This window comes from Hypnocyclicus thermotrophus (assembly GCF_004365575.1).
Classification (GTDB): Bacteria; Fusobacteriota; Fusobacteriia; order Fusobacteriales; family Fusobacteriaceae; genus Hypnocyclicus; species Hypnocyclicus thermotrophus.
Genome location: NZ_SOBG01000001.1, coordinates 323,529 through 342,581, shown reverse-complemented (window position 1 = coordinate 342,581; position 19,053 = coordinate 323,529). Strand labels below are relative to the sequence as shown.

Below are 19,053 nucleotides of genomic sequence, written 5' to 3'. Positions count from 1 at the left end.
CCTTTTTAATATTTTATTTCTTCAGCTACTAATAATATTTCTTCAATTGCTTCTGATATTTCTTCAAAAGAATTAAATTTATTATAATTAAAATTGATAACCTCTTCTATATCTTTTATTAATTTTTCTACACTAATTAATATATTTTCTTGTCCAATTTTTATTTCAGAAATAGAATTGTTAATAATGTCAAATTCATTTATTATATTTGTATAATTTTTTAATAAAAAATTAAATTTTTCATTTATTTTATTAAAATCCATAATTGTATTAGTTGCTTTTTTATTATTAATATTTAATAATCTATTAGAGTCTTCTATATTTAAATATATTTTATTATTATTTTGTTTCAATTTTAATATCAAATTATTAATTTTTTCTATTTGATATTCAGAATCATATGTGAGTTGTTTTATATCCATTGATACACTTGTAAAACCTTCTCCTTCTATACCAAATCTCGAAGCTTCTAAAAATCCATTTACCGCTAAAGTTGAAATTTTTATAGTAATTCTATCTATCTGTTTTATTATTTTTTCTATTGAATATATTTTATTTTCAAACAAATCAATTTTTTCTAAAATATTTATAAATAAATTTATATTATTTTCTAAATCACTTTTTATATCTTTTAAATTATTATTATTGACATTAATTAATTCAAAAATTTTATTTAATTCATTAAAATCATTTTTAAAACTAAGTATAAAGCTATTATTTTTATCTTTAATCGCATCTAAAAATTTATTAGTGATTTTTATAGTATTTCCCATTTCATTTATTTCTTTTGAAATAGATTTTAATCCTTCTATTATTTCATATGAAGCGCTTGTTGTTTCAGCAATATTAGAAGATAATTGCTCTGCTGTAGAAGATAATATCTCTGCTAAATTTCCTACCTTTATATTATTTTTTAGATTTTCTGCTACTCCTAATAGTTCATTTGAAGCATACAATATTTCATTTATTGCTTTTACTTGTTCTTCATTTGCATTTGAAGATTCTTGTAATGCTATAGATATATTTTGAATAGAATTTGTTAATATTTCTGATTGAGAATTTATCTTCTTATATAATAAAATTATCCCATCTAACTCTCTAAACAAGTTATCTGTATTTTCTAAAATTTTATTAAATTTAGTATTTATTAAGTTTAATTTTATTTTTATTTCATCACCTATACTATTATCCTGTTTTGAATTATTTATTATTTTATTTATTATCTCTACAATTGAAATAATAATATTTTTTAAATCTTTTATTATTATATTTATATTTTGTGCTGAATTTTCTGAAATATCAGCAAGTTCTCTGATTTCATTAGATAATATGTCAAAAGTGATTCCTTTCCCTTCCATTTTTGATGATTCTATTGCAGCATTTAATGCAAAAAGATTAGTTTGATCTGCTATTTTTACTATAATTTTTAATGATTCTTCTATAATTTTATTTTTTTCATTTAATTCATCTATTTTTTTTACAGATACATTATTTTTTTCTACAATTTCATTGATATCCATTATTAAATCTTCTAAAGTTACTATCATTAAATCTATAATTCTTCTATTATCTAGTATATTTAATTTTAAATTTTCTATACTTTTCTTAAATAAACTAATTTTATCATTAATTTCACTAATAATTTGATTTGACTCTTCAATAGCAGAACTTGATTCATAGCTTACAGAAGAAATATTTTCAAAAATTTGTATAGAAAAATCATTACCTTCTTTAATTTTTTCTATATTTTTAACCAACTCTTGGGTTGCAGAAGCTATTTTCTCAGCGAGCATCTCTCGCCGTAAATTTCCTTGTTCTTTTGATTTACTAATTTTTTTTATACTCATTTCTTTTTCTTTTATAGGATTATATTTTTCATAGTTATGATTTTTTATACTGTATTTATAATCAGATTTATAATTTTCTGGCGTTTCTAATCTTTTTTTTTCCATTTTATCCTCCATTTAATATATATTCAATATTTAATATCCCTAAAATTTCACCATTTCCTAATATAGATACTCCAAATAAATATTTTTCATTTTTTAAAATATCTGGTAATTTTTTATTTAAATATTTATTTTTTTCTATTACTTCATCTATCATAAAGGCTATATATTTTTCATTATTTTTTAGCAATATATATATTTTATTATTATAGTTTGAATTAGAATTAAAACTATAAATTGGATAAATTTCATTATTTTGTTTTAAAAAATATTCATTTTTATAACTTCTTATTTCAAAATTATTTTTAATTATTTTATCAATTTTATTTATAGGTAAAATATATTTTATATTATTAATCTTAATTAATATACCATTAACAATTGATAAATTTATAGGAATTTTCAATATAAACTTTGTTCCTTCATTTTTTTTGCTTTCTATTTTTATATTTCCATTTAATGAATTAATTACATTTTTTACTATATCCATTCCTATCCCTCTACCAGATATATTATCCACCTCATCATTAGTAGAAAAATTAGGTAAAAATATCAAGTTGTATATATTATTTTCATCATATTTTATATTTAATTTATTTGCTTTATTTTTTATTTTTTCTTTATTTATACCTCTTCCATCATCAGAAATTTCAACTACTATATTTCCTCGTTCATTAAAAGCTTTTAGATTTATTTTTCCTTTTTCATTTTTATCTTTTTCTATTCTTTCTGAAATACTCTCTATACCATGATAAACAGCATTTCGCACAATGTGTACAAGCGGTTCTTGAAGTTTATTATATATATCCTTATCAAGTATACTCTCCTCACCCATTATTTCTACTTCTACCTTTTTATTAAGTTCATTTGCAATATCACGAATACTTCTTTTTAAAATTTTAAATAAAGTTCCTATTTTTTCCATTTTTATATTGTTTAATAAATTATTAAAGCTATCCATATTTTTATTAAATTTCTTTTTAAAATTTATAAATTCATTGTTATTTATAGAATATTTCTTCAATAAATATTCGTATTCAGAATTTAATAAAAACATATTATTTAATATTATTTCTAAATTATTAATAGTTTCTTTATTTAAATAAATTTTATTACTTATATCTATTTTTTTATTTGTTTTTTGCGTTGAATTTATTAAATTATATATTTTATCAAAATTTTTATTTTCTACATTAGAATATATTTCTTCAATAAATTTTATATGTTTTTTAATATTTTTCTTTTTTACATAATTATAAAAACCTTTTGAGCTCCTTTTCAATTTTGCTAAATTAAAATCTTTTTTATTTAATATATTAATTTGAATATACTCTTTAAATTGGATAATAAAATTATTTAATATAACATCATTTTCATTTTCTTCTTTTTTATTATAATTAAATAACTCTTTAAATCCATTTAAATCAATGATATTTTTTTTGTTTTCAAATTTTTCTAAAATTTCTTTTATAAAATCAATATAACTAAAAAATATATTAATATTATTAATTAGTGAATCATTTATAATAATATCTTCAAAATAATGAGTTTTTTCTTCTATTAATTTTAAAATATTTTTTATGCTTTTATCCAATTCAAAACTTTCTAATAATCTTGTGTTACCTTTTAAAGTATGTAATTCTCTTTTTAGGATTTTCAACACTTCATTATCTAAACTATTTTCATAATTTATACAATTTTCTTCTATTTTAGTTATTATTTCATTTGCCTCTAACAAATAATCATTAAAAGTCTTTTCTTCAAGTTTATTATTAAATATATAATTTATATTTTTAAATAATAATATTTCTTTATTTTCTTTTTTATTTAAAAGTTTAATTTTATTAAATTCTTTTTCTATAGTCTGTTTATTTTGAGTATTTTCTTTTTTATTATCTAAAATAAAATTGCAATCTAACAATATTTCATCTTTTATATCATTAATTAATATTTTAATTATTTCATCTTTATTTTTTTGATATGTTTTATTTAAAATTTCAAAATAATTTAATAATTCAAATAAATAATTATATGTTCTTAATTTTTTTCTATAAAACTCTATCATTCCTTGATTAAATTCATTTTTAATAATTTCTCGTTTTAATTGTTTTATATAATCAACAACTTCCATTATTCTACCTCTAAATATGATTTTACTATTTCAATAAAATTATTCGATTCAACTGGTTTTATAATGTAAAAATCAGCCCCTATTCTATATCCCTCTTCAATTTTATCTTTTTCATCAAGAGTAGATAATATCCCAATAGGAATTTCTTCAAACTCTTTATTTTCTCTAATTTTTTTTATTAATGATAACCCGTCTAAATTTGGCATATTTAAATCAGTTAATATAAGTTTTATCTCATCTTTATAATAATAAAGTTTATCTAATGCATTCATTCCATCACTTGCATCAACTACATCTATTCTCTGACTTTCAAGAATATATGTATAAAAATTTCTTGTAGTTTCTGAATCATCAATAATTAATATCTTCATAATTTTCCCCTCTCTTTTTTTGATATACAATTTGATTTTCAATTTTTTTTATATAAAATGCTTCTGTTATTCTATTTAATGATTCTGAAGATCCCAAAAATATATAAGCATTTTCATTCATCATTTTATAAAAATTCTCTATCACTTTTCGACGAGAAAAGCTATTAAAATATATAAGTACATTTTTACAAAATATAAAATCAAAGTTTTTTCCCAAACTTCTTAGCTCTCTATCGTTTACTAAGTTAATTCTTTTAAATTTTACTTTTTCTTTTATAAAATCATTTATAATATATTTTTCATTATATTTTAGAAAATATTTTTCTAAATAAAGTTTCGGTATTTGATTTATTCTATTTTTATCATAAATACCTTTTCTAGCAAATTTTAATATTTCTTCGTCAATATCAATAGCTATAATTTCAAAATCAAAGTTATCATTCCCTAACATTTCTTCTGCAATAATTGCTATTGAATATGGTTCTGCACCTATAGAACATCCCGCTGATAATATCTTTATTTTTTTATCAGTTTTATTTTTAGCTACTTCTATAAGGCATTCTTCTCCAAATACTTTTAATTGATTAAATTCTCTAAAAAAATAGCTTTCATTTATTGTAATTTCATTTAATAATTTTTTTATTTCATTATTACTTTTTTTTAAATATTTTAAATATTCACTTATGGATTTAATTTCAACCTTTTCTAATCTTTTTTGAATTTTAGTATACAAAAAATAATATTGATTTTCAGAAATAAATATTCCTGAATACTCATATATAATATCTTTTATTATTAATATATTTTTATCTAATAGATCTATCCTTTCCCGTTTTTCTTTTATTTTATTTATATTTAATCCCATTTTATTCACCTTTGATTAATTCTCTTAATCTCTCTCTTATTGTTTGATCTTTTTCATAATTCAAACTTTTTTTTACATCTTCTATGTATTTTATTTGATTTTTTTCAATTAATATCTCAGCTGATTTATATCTTATTATACCTTCTTTTTCATATAAATATTTTTTTGCTATATTTTCTACCTCTTCATTATCATATAAAGATAATAAAGTTAATACTTCATAATATATAATATCAGATAATTTCAATTCTAAAAGTTCTTTTAATATATTATAAATATCTTTTTCTATTTCAAAAATTTCATCTTCTGTTAAATTTTGAAATGCAGAATTTAGAGCAAAAATAATCTCTTTAGCTAAAAATTTATAATGTTTTTTTAATTTTTTTAATTTATATATCATATCTTTTTTTATAAATTTTGCACAAAATTTTATTAATGGTTTTAATATAATAATACTTACATTTTCTATATCATTAAATTTTTCTGATAATTTTTTATAGCAATAATCATTTCCTATATAATTTAACGCTTCTATTACTGTCACAGTAAAAAATTCATTGTCCTCTTTATCTAATAAATTTACGATATCATCAGCATATCTTTTAGCATTTAATTTTCCTAAATATTCTACGGCTGTAATTTTGTTATTTATATCAGTTTCATTAATTAAAGATTCCATAATAAAACTAGCCATCATAGGGTTTCTAGTATTAAAAAGTGTATCTAAAGCTAGCTTTCTAATATGTTTATTTTCACTATTTAACATTTTTAATAAATTTTGTAAAGGTAACTCATAATATGAAGTAACAATATCTATTGCAATATTTCTCAAATATACATCATTTGAATCATAAAATTTTAATATTTGTTGAACTATTTCTATAGTATTATATTTTTTTAATGAAAATACAATTTTTTCTCGTATGATAAGTTCTTTTTCATTTTCTAATAATTCAAACAACCTATCTATATATTCTAAATAATTTTTTCTTTTAAAAAATTCATCTATTAAATCTAGCTTTTGTTCTTTTGTGGATATTTTATATAATTCGAATAATTCATCCATATATTATACCTCCAATTCATTTAATATATCTATAGCAATTTCAGTAATTTTTCTATTAAAATGTATTCCTGATTTAGATTTCAATTCATTTATTACTATTTCTTTTGAAAGTGCCGGTCGATAAGGTCGATGAGATATCATTGCATCTATTACATCTGATATAGCAATTATTTGGGCCTCTATTCTTATTTCATTATCTTTTAATCCTCTAGGGTATCCACTTCCATCTAATCTTTCGTGATGTTCTAATACATATTCAGCTATATCCCATGGAAAATCTATATTTTTTAATATGTCATATCCACTATCAACATGTGTTTTTATTAAACTAAATTCTTCATTTATAAGTTTTCCTGGTTTATTTAATAAATCTGTTGGAATAGAAATTTTACCTACATCATGAAGTTTTCCTGCAATTTCTATCGCTTTTACTATGTCATCATCAAGTTCTAATTTTTGAGCTATTTTTACTGCTATTTTAGCCACATTTTTTTGATGCCCTGTAGTATAAGGATCTTTTTGTTCTACAATTTTACTAACAGTCTCCACAATTTCATCTATTAATTTATCTCTATTTTGTAAATTTTTTTCCAATATGTTATTTGCTTTTTCTTCTATTTCTATATCTTTTGCTATTATTATAAATAAATTTTTATTTTCTATTTTTAATTTAGTTAATTCTACTGTTATATAACTTCCATTTCTTCTAACTAACTTAGATTTTGTTTTATTTTTTGAATATAAATCTTTTGCTTTTATAATAAATAATTCATTTATTTTTTTATCAAATAATTCATTTTGAGTATAATATAATTCTTTTTTTACTTTTAAATTTACTTCTAACAATCTATTTATTTCTAACTTATTATTCAATTCATAAATAAAAATATAGTCATCTATATAATTAAATAAATAATCTCTTAATTCAAAAATATCAAATAAAATATTCATTTTTTTTTGTTCGAAACTAACGTCTAATAAATAAATTATTTTATCATCTTTATTTTTTTCTATTATAACTTTAAAATATTTCATTCCTTTATTTTTTACAAATGCTTTAATTAAAATTCCTAACTTATTTTTTTGTATTATTTCTATTTTATTCTCTTTAAAAAAATATTTTAAATTTACTCCTTTTATTTCTGAAATATTATAACTAAGATTTTTAGCTCCTATTTCATTAATATAATTCAATTTAAACTGTTTATCAAAAATAAGAATTGCAAAAAATGTTTTTTCTACTGATTTGTAAATATCCTTTATCATCTTTACCACCTTTTAATATTATCTTTATATTTATATTCACTAATATAAAGATTTTCCTTTTATTTTTTATAGAGTTTTTTTATAAAAAATAAAGTTCTTTGATAACAATATCAAAGAACTTTATTTAATAAGTAATATACTCTTCACATTGATACTCAATTATTTCTCCAGTACCAACTAATTTGCCATTTAAATTTGTTTTTAGAGATATAATATCTATATCACCATCTGTAATATAATGTGTATAATTTTTACCATTTATTGTAATAATATCTTTTTTTTCAATAATTTTCATATTAATTTTTACCATTTTATTTTCTTTATCTACCTCATTTAATAAATATGCTATTCTTGATAACCAATCATCCTCAATAAGAAGTTTTCTTATTTTACCACATTCCATTTTTGAGATAACACGTTTATGGATAGCTATATTTCTAGTTTGTACTACTTTTTGCTTATTTATTGCATATACAAATGTTTTAAATAATGGATTTTTTTCAAGTCTATTTATTATATTACCAAATGTTAGCTTTGTATTATTATATTGATAAACTCTTTTCAATTCTATTTCTAATGTTTTTATATAATTAATATATATAATAGAATAATCCATTTTATTATTCGTTTCATTTTTATATAGATATTCAGCAGTTGCTAGTGAAACAATACTTCTATCTAATAAAAAATTATATTTACTTTTTAATTTATTGTAAATAGAATCATATCCATATTTTTTATTTGTATTCCCTATATTTTCTTTTTCTTTCTTTAATTTTCTATTTTCTTTCTTTAATTGTTGAATTTCATTTTGTAATTTTTCTAATTGTTTTTTACTTTCTTCATTATATATTTCATCTACATTAAAATCTATAAACATTTTAGCAATTTCAGTATTTTCATTATCGGACTTTTTGTTGTGGAGGTGTTTTTTTATTTGTTCTAATTCATATTTAACACTATTTAATTCTTTTTTTAATGCTTTTATAGATTTACTGTTTTCATTTTTTTCTTCTTTTGTATTTTTTATCTGCTTTTTATTTTCATTATTCTCTTCTTTTAAAAAGAAGTTTTCTATATCTTGTAAATCTTTAAAATTTTTAAACGTCTTTTTCATTAAGTAATCCCCTTTATTTTAAAATATATAATATTAACTTTATTTTCAATAAAATTCAAGAGAAAAAAATAACTTTTTTGTTTTTTTTATACAATTAATTATGTAATATTTCTTTTTAAATATGAAATTTTATCAAACCGGCAAAGATATTATCATCTATGCTTAGCTCACTTATTAAATAACGATATTAAGATAACATAATTTTTTAAGCTTTACAATAAAAAAGTAAGATTTAAGCTTTTAGTGAAAACATCCTAATTCAGTTAATGAAAAAAGTCGTATAACTCGAGGTTATCTGGTAGAAATTAGCCTGTCCTTTAGGTCATTTCTTGATAAATTGTAATCATAACCGCTTTCAGTTTTATATAAAAAATTCAAAACTCATATAATTTTAGGAAAGCTGACTAGGATGATCGGATTTTTTAAAATGGAATTTCATCAAATTTCTCCAGTACATAACTAAATAAATCAATATCGTATTCTTTATATACAATATCTAATTTGCTCTCTATAAATTTATTCTCAAATACTTCTTCTAAAAGTATTTCCATACCTCCTTCTGCATACTCTTCAAGTTTTTTTCTTGCTAGTAACATAAAATTTTTATTCTCAAATTTTTCTATTTCTCTACCTATTTCTTTATCTGCAAGAATTATTGAATATGCGGTTGCCTTTTGAGCTGAACTAAAATAATTTGACCGAAGTTCTCTCCCTTTTGAATCAAATTTTATATGTCTATTATTCTTAAAGCCAATCGCCGAACAAAGTATAAACAAATCTTGATATTTTATACTAAAGGTTTCATTAAAAAAAATATAAATATCTTCATATTTTTTACTTGTAAAAATTAATTGTTGCTCACTTAGAAAATCCATTACTACCTCCTTTTCGCTATAGAATCATCTAATTTCTTAGAGGTAATTTTGGTATATCCATTTTTTATTTGTTCCAAAATATACCATTTACCCAAACGCTGTGTAGATTTTATTTTTAATTCTTCTGTTACTGTAAATTCTGTATCTGTTAATAATAAAATCCATTGTACTGTTAATTCTGGAATATTATCAATAATATTGTCTCTGTTTTCTCCACTTATTCTTGCTAATGGAGTATCCATAAATAAGGGAAATTCAATATTTTCACGACCACCAGAAGCAATTTTGGCTAATGCTGTAATAAAAGACAATGCAATGATTTGTCTTTGCCCTTGAGAAATATCTTGATTAGTTTGTATATCAGACCAATTTTTTAATTCTATTTCATACTTTTCATTTATATTAATCTCATTTATTAAATTCTTATTCTTAATATCAATTAATTTATTAAAAATTTTTGTACATTCATACGATAAGTCTTTTCTTATTTTACTGCTATATTTTTCAAATATATTCTCAAAATTTTCTTTTAAAATATTCAAATATTTAAGTCTTTCATAATCTGCCCTTAATGATTTATCCTTAGACATTAATACTTCAAGTTCTTTTTGTTCTTTGTTAATATTTTTCTTTAAATCATCATTTACTTTATGTAAAGCTCTGATATCAATTTTTAATTTTTCAAATTTAGTTTTTAATTTTTCACTTATTTCCTCTAATTTAGTTAAGTTTTCTTCTTCTTTACTGTATTCTTTTATATCATCATTATTCTTTTCTAGAAGAAAATGTAATTTATTTAATTCATCTTTTGTATTTTTTATTTTTAATAAATCTTTTCTTATATTATTAATAATTTCATCTTTATTTAAAGAAAAATCATGAACAATCTCATTAATCAACCTTATTAATGGAGTTAATTCCGATTTTTTATATTCATTCTTAATCTTTTCTATATTCTTCAATGCTTCTTTGTCAATATTTAAATTTGTACCACAAATACACTTCATTTCTAAAAGAATTTTGTCTATTATTTCAATAGACACTAAATCTTTTTGTTCGGTTAAAAGTTGATTTAAATATTCCTTAACTTCTTCATAAGAATCTTTCATGAAAAATTGATGTAAACTATTAAAATAACTTCTACTCAAATTTCCTTTTAATAAATTCAATTTTTCATTATACTCCTTTATTTTAACCTTAATATTTTTAGATTCTTCTTGTATCCTTTTTATTGGTTCACTTTTCGATAACTTTATATCAATTTCATCAAGTTCTTCTTTACAAAATTCAAGTTCTTCTTCATTTTTCTTTATTACTTCAAAGTTTTCATTCAATTTTTTCATCTTATCTTCTATTCGTTCTTCTATGCTTTTTATATTCATATTACTACTTTGAGTAGAAATTAGTTTATTCTCTTTGTTATATAAATTTTTAGTAATTTCTATTGATTTATCTAATTTATCAATTTGTAACAATTGAACTATACCTTGCTTCACTTTTTTTCTAATAAGTATATTAGTTTTTGCAAGTGCATCTATTTTTTCACCATCAAAAAGAAAAAAATCTTTTATATTTGAGCTAATAATTTTTTCTATTTGACTTTTTATAAAATTTTCATCTACTATTGGATCTCCAGAATAATTACCTTTACTATCTTGCATATACAACTTTGCTTTATTAACTTTTTCTACAATTTCATTTTTCACTTTATACCCAGTAATACTTCTTTCTAAAAAATAAACTTTTCCATTTTCTTCAAATTCAACTTTAACACAAGCCTCTACAGGACATCCAATATTTTCGTCAAGAATATTAAAATTTACTAAATGTATCTTTTCTTTCTCATTATCTTGTTCCAAAAACTTGTTTCCAAATAAAGCAAATATTAAAGCTCTAAAAATACTTGTTTTTCCTTTTCCATTTTCTCCAAATATTACAGTTATATTTTTTTCTCCTTTTGAAAAAACAATCTCTTGTTTTCCATAAAATTGTCTAAAATTTTCTAAATATATTTTCAATATTTTCATTTACGTCTTCTCCTATATAAACGATTCTCTTAATTCTTCTAAAATGATTTCTTCTATTTGTCTATTTGATTTATTTTTATTTAATTCAGACAAAATAATTATAGCCAACTCTTTAACTTCTACTGGAAAATTTTCTTCAATTTCTTTTATTAATATTGAATTTATATCCATTCATTATCCTCCCATTCATTTTGAAATTCGTTATATATATCCCAAGGTAATTTGTCCATTAAATAAGAAAGGTTATATTTTTCTAAGTATTTTTTTATTTCTTTCCTAGCATAAAACTCATTAAATGCATATTTTGAAAATTCAGCAAAACGTGGCATTTCTTTAGAAACAATATTCTTAAATAAAACTTCATCTACGTTCTTTGGAATTACAATAAAATCATAAATATTTGCATTTTTTTTATTTGGTGCAGGTCTTAATATTCTACCTCGTCGTTGTATAAATTCTCTAGGATTGGAAGTACTTGAAAGAAAATAAGCTTCTTTTGTACTTGGAACATCCACTCCTTCATCTAAACATTTTATTGCAACAAGTATTTGAATTTTACCATTTTCAAAATTTTTTAATAACATTTCTCTATCAACTTTTTTTACCTTTGAGTCAAATCTATAAACTTTTATTCCTAAATTAGCAATTGATTTAGTTAATTCATTAATTTCTCCTGGTGCACAATACAGCAATGTATGTGATATTTCATCAAAATTTTTATTTGATAATATTTTAAATAAAATTTCCTTTTTATTAACAGCTTTTGATAGGATAGATGACCTTTTTCTTGTTATTTGTTCAATTTTCTGTTTGTCTTTTTTCTTTTCTGAAAACAAATATACTAAATGCTTGGTTAACTTTTGATAATCCTTTATTTCTTTTTCTGATAAGTCAATTTTTATCGGAAAATAATTATACTTAATAAGATTTCCTTTTGTAATTGCTTTTTCCATATTATATTCATAAATAGTTTTTTCAAAATATTCATAAATAAAATCAGTACCTGATTTATCCCACCAGCGATTTGGAGTTGCGGACAATCCTAATCTACCGTCTATTTTATATCTTAAGCTTTTAATCCCAAAATAATGACATTCATCAGCTATTAAAAACCCTTTTCCTTTTAATTTGAAAATTATATCATTAAAATCTTTAGAAGAAGCTGTTTTATATGTAGTAATTATTACCTCTTTTTTACTAATATTTATATTATAATCTCTGACTTTTTCTCTCATTTGATATATCCACTTGTTTTTATTTCCAAAACATTTTAAAATGTTTTCAAAATTAAGTTTCTCAAGAGTTAATATCCATTGCTCTATCAAATGAATAAAAGGAACTAATATTATCAAAAATATCCTTTTATTTGTGATATAGTAGTTATTAGCACATAAAATACTTGTAATGGTCTTTCCCGTACCTGTTGCCATCTCAAATATTCCTTTATAGTTATTATTCTTTAGTGCATTTATTGCCTCTACTTGATAATCTCTTGGAGTTATTATATTTTCTTTTTTATAATTTGTATTCATTAATTTTCTATCCTTCCTAAAAGAAAGTATTTTATTTTTTACTTCCATTAGTAATTTTATGACTTCTAATCTTTTTGTTTTATTTTCACATAAACGCTCAAAATCATATATTGCATCTTTTATCCTCATTAAATTATTAGATTCTATGAACACATCTATTTTTTCAAAATTATTTTTCATACCTCCTATAGTTTCATTTGATGAACCTGAAAATAAAACTTGATTGTTATATTTATCATAAAATATTCCAAATTTTCATGATATTTTATATAAAAATCTTTATAAAGCTCATCAATATCAGATCTATATTTAAATTTTAAGTTTAAATCATTTAATGAAATTCTACTTCACCAACTCAATTCTACCAACTTTATCAATTTTAATTATTTCTGACTTTTTTATTTCCAATGGTAATTTCTTATTTTCAATATACTCTCTGCCATTTATTATTTTTTTTTCAACTAAAAAATCATATACTTTTAATTCATGAAAAATTCCATTATATTCTTTTTCTAAAATATGGTAAACTAAATCTTCAAATGTTTTTATATGGCTATCTTCCCTTACAATTATTATTTTATTATATCTATAATCACCGTTACTCTTTTCTATTTTTCTATATCCTACATTTTTTAATATCGTTCCTAATAAATGAGGATTCCACTTATATTGTATTTTGGGTAAAATTTTTCTATACCCTTCTATACTATGCAAACTTAAGTATTCATTTTTAAAGTAATTATCCTCAATAATATCTTTTACTTTATTATATACGTCATTAGGTATATTTAATTTTTCTTTTAGAATTATTTCTTCACGACTTATTTCTACAAAAATTTCTTTTTTTAATAATTTCCCCAAAATTTGTGCAATAGCCCCACTCTTATATCCGTATTCTTCTAAAAAAAACTTTAAATCTTCTTTTAATAAAATTTCAGTAAATTTATTTTTTATAACCTTTTCTATAGAAGTAATACCACTATTTAATTTATAAAGAAATAATGTACGTCCTCCAATATTTGTAAATATATTTTTTATAATAGAAGCTAATTGAAATGAATTCTCTATATTATTATTTTTTATTATTTTATTAAGTTCTGAATCAAATCTTAATTCATTCAAAAGGATATGGCTTGTTGTAAATCCATTTTCCATTTTTTGATTTAATAAATCATTTAATTTTCTTTTCTGATCCTTCGTTATTTTTATTGTTTCAATTAATGTTATTAAATTTCTTCCCCAAGAAATAATTTTACTTGATTTAGATATAGTATCTTCAAGTTTAAAGAGTTTCCAGTTTAGTTTTCTTAAGATAATTTCTTTGTTGATAGGATTATTATATTTTCTAACAATATTTACGACCTGTTCCTCTTTGCTAAGTTTCTCAATATTATCATTTAAAAATATATCTAAAGTATTTCCCTTCCCAATATTATATTTTTCTTCATAATTATATTTAATAATTGAATATAGTGTTTGTTTATTTTTAATATTATTTTCAATTAATATATCTTTTAAATCACTAAATATTTCCTCAGCATTAATTTTATCCTGTTGTTTACTTTTTTTCAGTAAATATTTGTCTATTATTGCTAAGATATTTAAATCATATTTTATTCTGTTAATATTCAAAAAAGTTTTTGGTCCAACCAATACAATTTCATCATTATCTCTAATTCTCCCTTCTAATGATCTAATATTTCCTGTTAATTTATAGTTTAAAAATTCTATACCAATTTTTTTTAAATATAAAAGCCCTTCTTCATTAAAATATATTGGCTCTGTTATATATTGATCGAAAACAATACTAAAAAACAAAGTTACCGTCATTTTTATTCTTGAAAAACATTCATTATATTTAATGAAGCCATAATACATTAATAGATTTTCAATATCTTCTATTTTTATATCTTCCATTTTATATTTTGATAACAAATCAATAATTTCATCTAAAAAATCAAATAAATAAAAATAATCTGGTAATTTATTTATAAAGTTTTTAATTTCGTTTATTAGCCTCGAAATATCTTTGAAAAAATATAATTCCAAAGGTTCGTAATAATAGAATATCTCATTATTATAATTATTAAACAAATAAATATAATTGATATTTTTAGAAGTAATAATTCTAATCAATTCTTCTTTTTCTATAAAAGTTCTGTTAGGAAAAAAAAGCTTTATTATTTGCAAAAAATTATTTGCTTTTAATTCATGAAAAACATTTTTATGAATTTTTTCTAAAATTTGTCTAATTCTTTCGCGTGTCACTCCAAATAGTTTGCTGATCTTTTCATAAGTCATTCCATCGAGAAATCTTTTTTCAAATATCTCATATTCTTTTTCATTAAAAGATATTTTTTTTATCATCTTTGATGGAGATTCTAGTTTGTTTATAATATCTATCAATTTCTCTAAATTTTCATTTTCATAATTTTCATTAATTTCAATAAATTGACTGATCTTTCTATTGTTCAGTTGTTCAATTTTTATATCATCCTTAATATTTAAGTTTATATTAAATACTTTCAAAACTCGAGAAACAGTTATTTCACCGAATTCTTTTAAAATATTCTCTTCTAGATTTATTTCTTTATTGTACATTAATTCAAATCTTTTTTTTATGTCATTAGGGGTAATATTTTTTTCTAAAAATTCTTTAACTTGATAAAGTTTTTTAGATCCAACTCCTAGTTCATTTTGAAAACTAATAAAAGTATTGTTATTAATTTCGTATATATATTTCAATTCTTTTTTATTACAAAACTCTCTAAACATTTCAAATTTTCTTTCTTTAAAGATATAATTTATTGAATTAATCTCATTATCTAACTCGGGTTTGAGTTTTGGATTTTCTACTAATTCAAGGAAATCCTTTTGATTATCAATTTCAATATTCTCATTTAAAAAATTTTCTTCTTTATTTTTCCTAGAATTAAAAGTATTTTTAAATTCTTTTTTTAATATTTCATTATTTACATTTGGATTTAAGTAGCGAAACCCCTTATAAGGAATTTTATTAAAAAATAAATCATCTTTAACTCGAAATCTTTCAATAAAATTTCCTAAATTCAAATTTTTAAAATCAATCTTTACAAAGTTCTTTCCTAGCCTTGATACAAAAATTAGTTCTTCCTCCTCGCAATACTCTACTTTTGGTAAAATATTGTTTGATTTCAATGTTTTAAATTCAAATCCTCTTAATGCTAGTTCGTCTATTACATTTCTAAAATTTATTTCTCGACTTTCTTTGTAGTATTTTCTCAAATACTCTATATCAATTTTATTATCTTCTGATTTCAGAATATATTCAAAAAATTCTTTTAAGTTTTCACTTTTAATTTCATGAATATTATTTATCCAATTCGGGATTATAATATATTCTTCCATTTTCACCTCCAAATTTTATCAAACCAACTAGAACAATCGGCAAAAACTTCTTTTAGATGAATTTTAGATTTTTTCTTTCAAATCAAAAATAAACTTTTTTAAAATGTTAAAGAATGATTTCTATCGTATAATGTTTCCTCTGTATGCAACTACAATAAGGAAAAGAGGTTTTAATTGATGACTTAAAATTTGGTGTCATCTCGTATGTACATCATATTATATTTGACAAAAATCAGCCTATATCTTACCTATTAGAATTTTTTTAATACCTTTTATTCAACAAAAGTCTACTAAGACTATTATGCTTAAAATTTACTTACTTATGATACTTATATCCTTGTTTAATTAGACTTAAAACATCTGTTAAAGTTGTTAACCAGGAAGAAATAATATTTTCATTTATCTTGTGATTATTTTCTTTCTAAATATTTCGCACTATAAATCTAGTTATATGAGGAGCTAAATAACTGGATCCTGATATTTCAATTATTTCCTCTTCATCTTCTAATCTCTGCCATGTTTCCATATTTATATTATTATTTTTAAAATCAATTGATACTTTCTTTTCATCTATTCCTTTTACCCCTATAACATTATTAAAACTTGCAGGATAAGAAATTTCTTTAATGCCGTTACTATGTGCAGCTACAATCATTACACCTTTTTCATCTGCATATTTTACAGCATTTTTATTTCTTTTAATAAACTCTTTATTCGGTGTTCCAAGACTTATATTTATCAGATTGCACTTTTCGTTCACCGCAAATTCAATTGCTTTTGCTAAAGCAATTGAATTCCCCATTAGCTCTTTATTGAGTATTTTTATGCTAATTATTTCTTCAGCTTTTTTTAAATATTTTTCTAAAATTTTAAATACAAGTGTAGCATGACCGTTTTCATCTTCTATTCTATCTTTTAATACGTAGCTTTCATAATCCTGATTAACAAATATTCTGTATTTATTTGTAATATTTAACTTCGATTTTTCAGGTGCTCCGCTATCAATTACTGCTATTTTCACTTAATCACCTTGTGTTTCCTTTAAGCTGCGTGCCATATTAAAAGCCCTTTCAGACTTTTTTGCGAAACCTTGTTTTTTTAATATTTCTCCCTTAAGGTTATAATATTTCCACATATTCGGACTTATTTCTATTGCTTTTTCTACATAAAAAATCGCTTTATTATAGATGCCTTTTTTTTCGTAAAGTTTCCCCACTACATAATAAAGACCTCTATTTTCAGGAAGTATATTTAAAGCTTTTTCATAATATTTTATAGCTTTATCCATATCTTTAAAATCTTTGTAATAAAAACGTCCTAAAGCAAGATTTAATCCTAAATCTTCCGGATTTTTTTCAAACCCAGTTTTGTAGAATTCCAATGCTTTATTAAATTGATCTTTGTCATAATAAAAATCACCCAAAGCAACATACACTTGACTATTATTAAAACCTAGTTTAATTGCTTTTTTATAATTATCTACAGCTTTTTTTGAATTATTAATATAGTAATAAATTTATCCAATGTAATAAAAAATTTCACCATCTTTCTTGTTTAGGCTTAATGCTTTTTTATAATACTTTAAGGCTGATTTATATTCACTAATACCAAAGTAACTATGCCCTAAAAGTAAATATGCCTCTATATCTTTTTCAGTTAACGCTATCGTTTCTTCTACTTTTGTTACAGCTTTTTTATAATAAATAGCAGCTTTTCCTTATCCATTAATAGACTGTAGCATTCAGCAATTCCATAATATATTCTTCCATCATCTGCCCCTAATTTTACAGCTTTATTATAAAAACTAAGTGCTTTTTTGTATTTATTAAGGTTTTGATAGCTATATCCAAGAAGAAAATATACTTCTTTATTTCTATCATCAAATATTAATGCCTTTTCAAAGTTTTTTATGGCTTCATTAAATTGTTGTTCTTCTAAATAATTAGATCCAATACTGATATAATTATTAGTTTTCCCAATTTCATCTGTAAATAATAAATTCATAGACATTAGCATTAATCCTAATATTATGATACTTCTTTGCTTATTTTGGATACTTTTAATTTCTTTGATCCTCCTCATTTTTATTTTATCCTTTCTTTAGTAATTTAAGTAAATTGTATATAAACATTAACATTAACAAAATTCCAATTAAGGGATATTCTAAGGTTTGAAAATGAATACCAGGTTCAATTACAGAGATTTCAGGATTAAGCGGATCATAAAAAACTATAACAATATTTCCTACATCGTATTGTCCTCTCTTTTTCTCCAAAACAAATGAGAACTTTGAAGGTTTATATCCAAAATATATATTATCCCCATTATATTTTTTTTCATTAACAGAGTAGTTGTATTCTATTTTCAAATTATAATTAGGTAATTCATATCGCTTAACCAGATTATCTTTTTCAATCTTAAAAGAAACAATTTCACACTGTATTTCTTTCCAAAGATTACTATTTAT

The 19,053-nt window shown here is 21.2% G+C and carries 17 protein-coding genes; all 17 read right to left on the bottom strand.

Features of this window, described 5'->3' with window-relative positions:
* Nucleotides 1-5: 5 nt before the first annotated feature.
* Nucleotides 6-1,952, bottom strand: coding sequence for a methyl-accepting chemotaxis protein (locus EV215_RS01595; protein WP_166667308.1), 1,947 nt, complete (start codon nt 1,950-1,952; stop codon nt 6-8).
* 1 nt (nt 1,953) lies between these two features.
* A complete protein-coding gene (locus EV215_RS01590) occupies nt 1,954-4,080 on the bottom strand; it encodes a chemotaxis protein CheA (RefSeq protein WP_134112211.1) in 2,127 nt (708 codons plus the stop codon).
* Nucleotides 4,080-4,451, bottom strand: a complete 372-nt coding sequence (locus EV215_RS01585) for a response regulator (RefSeq protein ID WP_134112209.1) — start codon at nt 4,449-4,451, stop codon at nt 4,080-4,082. Before EV215_RS01585 ends, EV215_RS01590 begins: the two co-directional genes overlap by 1 nt.
* Entirely contained in the window at nt 4,432-5,316 is an 885-nt protein-coding gene (locus tag EV215_RS01580; protein WP_134112208.1) for a CheR family methyltransferase, read from the bottom strand. The genes EV215_RS01585 and EV215_RS01580 overlap by 20 nt, the downstream gene beginning before the upstream one ends.
* Nucleotide 5,317: 1 nt before the next feature.
* Nucleotides 5,318-6,382, bottom strand: a complete 1,065-nt coding sequence (locus EV215_RS01575) for a HEAT repeat domain-containing protein (RefSeq protein ID WP_134112206.1) — start codon at nt 6,380-6,382, stop codon at nt 5,318-5,320.
* 3 nt (nt 6,383-6,385) lie between these two features.
* Nucleotides 6,386-7,648, bottom strand: coding sequence for an HD-GYP domain-containing protein (locus tag EV215_RS01570; protein ID WP_134112204.1), 1,263 nt, complete (start codon nt 7,646-7,648; stop codon nt 6,386-6,388).
* A 124-nt stretch (nt 7,649-7,772) separates the two neighbouring features.
* Nucleotides 7,773-8,765, bottom strand: coding sequence for a hypothetical protein (locus EV215_RS01565; protein WP_134112203.1), 993 nt, complete (start codon nt 8,763-8,765; stop codon nt 7,773-7,775).
* 422 nt (nt 8,766-9,187) lie between these two features.
* Nucleotides 9,188-9,640: a DNA phosphorothioation-associated 4-like protein gene (locus EV215_RS01560; RefSeq protein ID WP_134112201.1), complete on the bottom strand. Its 453-nt coding sequence runs from the start codon at nt 9,638-9,640 to the stop codon at nt 9,188-9,190.
* A gap of 2 nt (nt 9,641-9,642) precedes the next feature.
* Nucleotides 9,643-11,667, bottom strand: a complete 2,025-nt coding sequence (locus EV215_RS01555; RefSeq protein ID WP_134112199.1) for an AAA family ATPase — start codon at nt 11,665-11,667, stop codon at nt 9,643-9,645.
* 12 nt (nt 11,668-11,679) lie between these two features.
* A complete protein-coding gene (locus EV215_RS10470) occupies nt 11,680-11,838 on the bottom strand; it encodes a hypothetical protein (RefSeq protein WP_166667307.1) in 159 nt (52 codons plus the stop codon).
* A complete protein-coding gene (locus EV215_RS01550; protein WP_134112197.1) occupies nt 11,829-13,379 on the bottom strand; it encodes a DEAD/DEAH box helicase family protein in 1,551 nt (516 codons plus the stop codon). Before EV215_RS01550 ends, EV215_RS10470 begins: the two co-directional genes overlap by 10 nt.
* Before the next feature lie 162 nt (nt 13,380-13,541).
* Entirely contained in the window at nt 13,542-16,586 is a 3,045-nt protein-coding gene (locus tag EV215_RS01545) for a sigma factor-like helix-turn-helix DNA-binding protein (RefSeq protein ID WP_134112195.1), read from the bottom strand.
* 421 nt (nt 16,587-17,007) lie between these two features.
* Complete coding sequence (locus tag EV215_RS01540; RefSeq protein ID WP_134112194.1) at nt 17,008-17,607, bottom strand: S8 family serine peptidase; 600 nt, start codon at nt 17,605-17,607, stop codon at nt 17,008-17,010.
* A complete protein-coding gene (locus tag EV215_RS01535) occupies nt 17,608-18,021 on the bottom strand; it encodes a tetratricopeptide repeat protein (RefSeq protein ID WP_166667306.1) in 414 nt (137 codons plus the stop codon).
* 81 nt (nt 18,022-18,102) lie between these two features.
* Nucleotides 18,103-18,231: a tetratricopeptide repeat protein gene (locus EV215_RS10720; RefSeq protein WP_371682578.1), complete on the bottom strand. Its 129-nt coding sequence runs from the start codon at nt 18,229-18,231 to the stop codon at nt 18,103-18,105.
* Between the two features lie 38 nt (nt 18,232-18,269).
* Entirely contained in the window at nt 18,270-18,590 is a 321-nt protein-coding gene (locus tag EV215_RS01525) for a tetratricopeptide repeat protein (RefSeq protein ID WP_166667305.1), read from the bottom strand.
* Between the two features lie 85 nt (nt 18,591-18,675).
* Nucleotides 18,676-19,017: a DUF3592 domain-containing protein gene (locus EV215_RS01520; protein WP_442786015.1), complete on the bottom strand. Its 342-nt coding sequence runs from the start codon at nt 19,015-19,017 to the stop codon at nt 18,676-18,678.
* Nucleotides 19,018-19,053 lie beyond the last annotated feature (36 nt).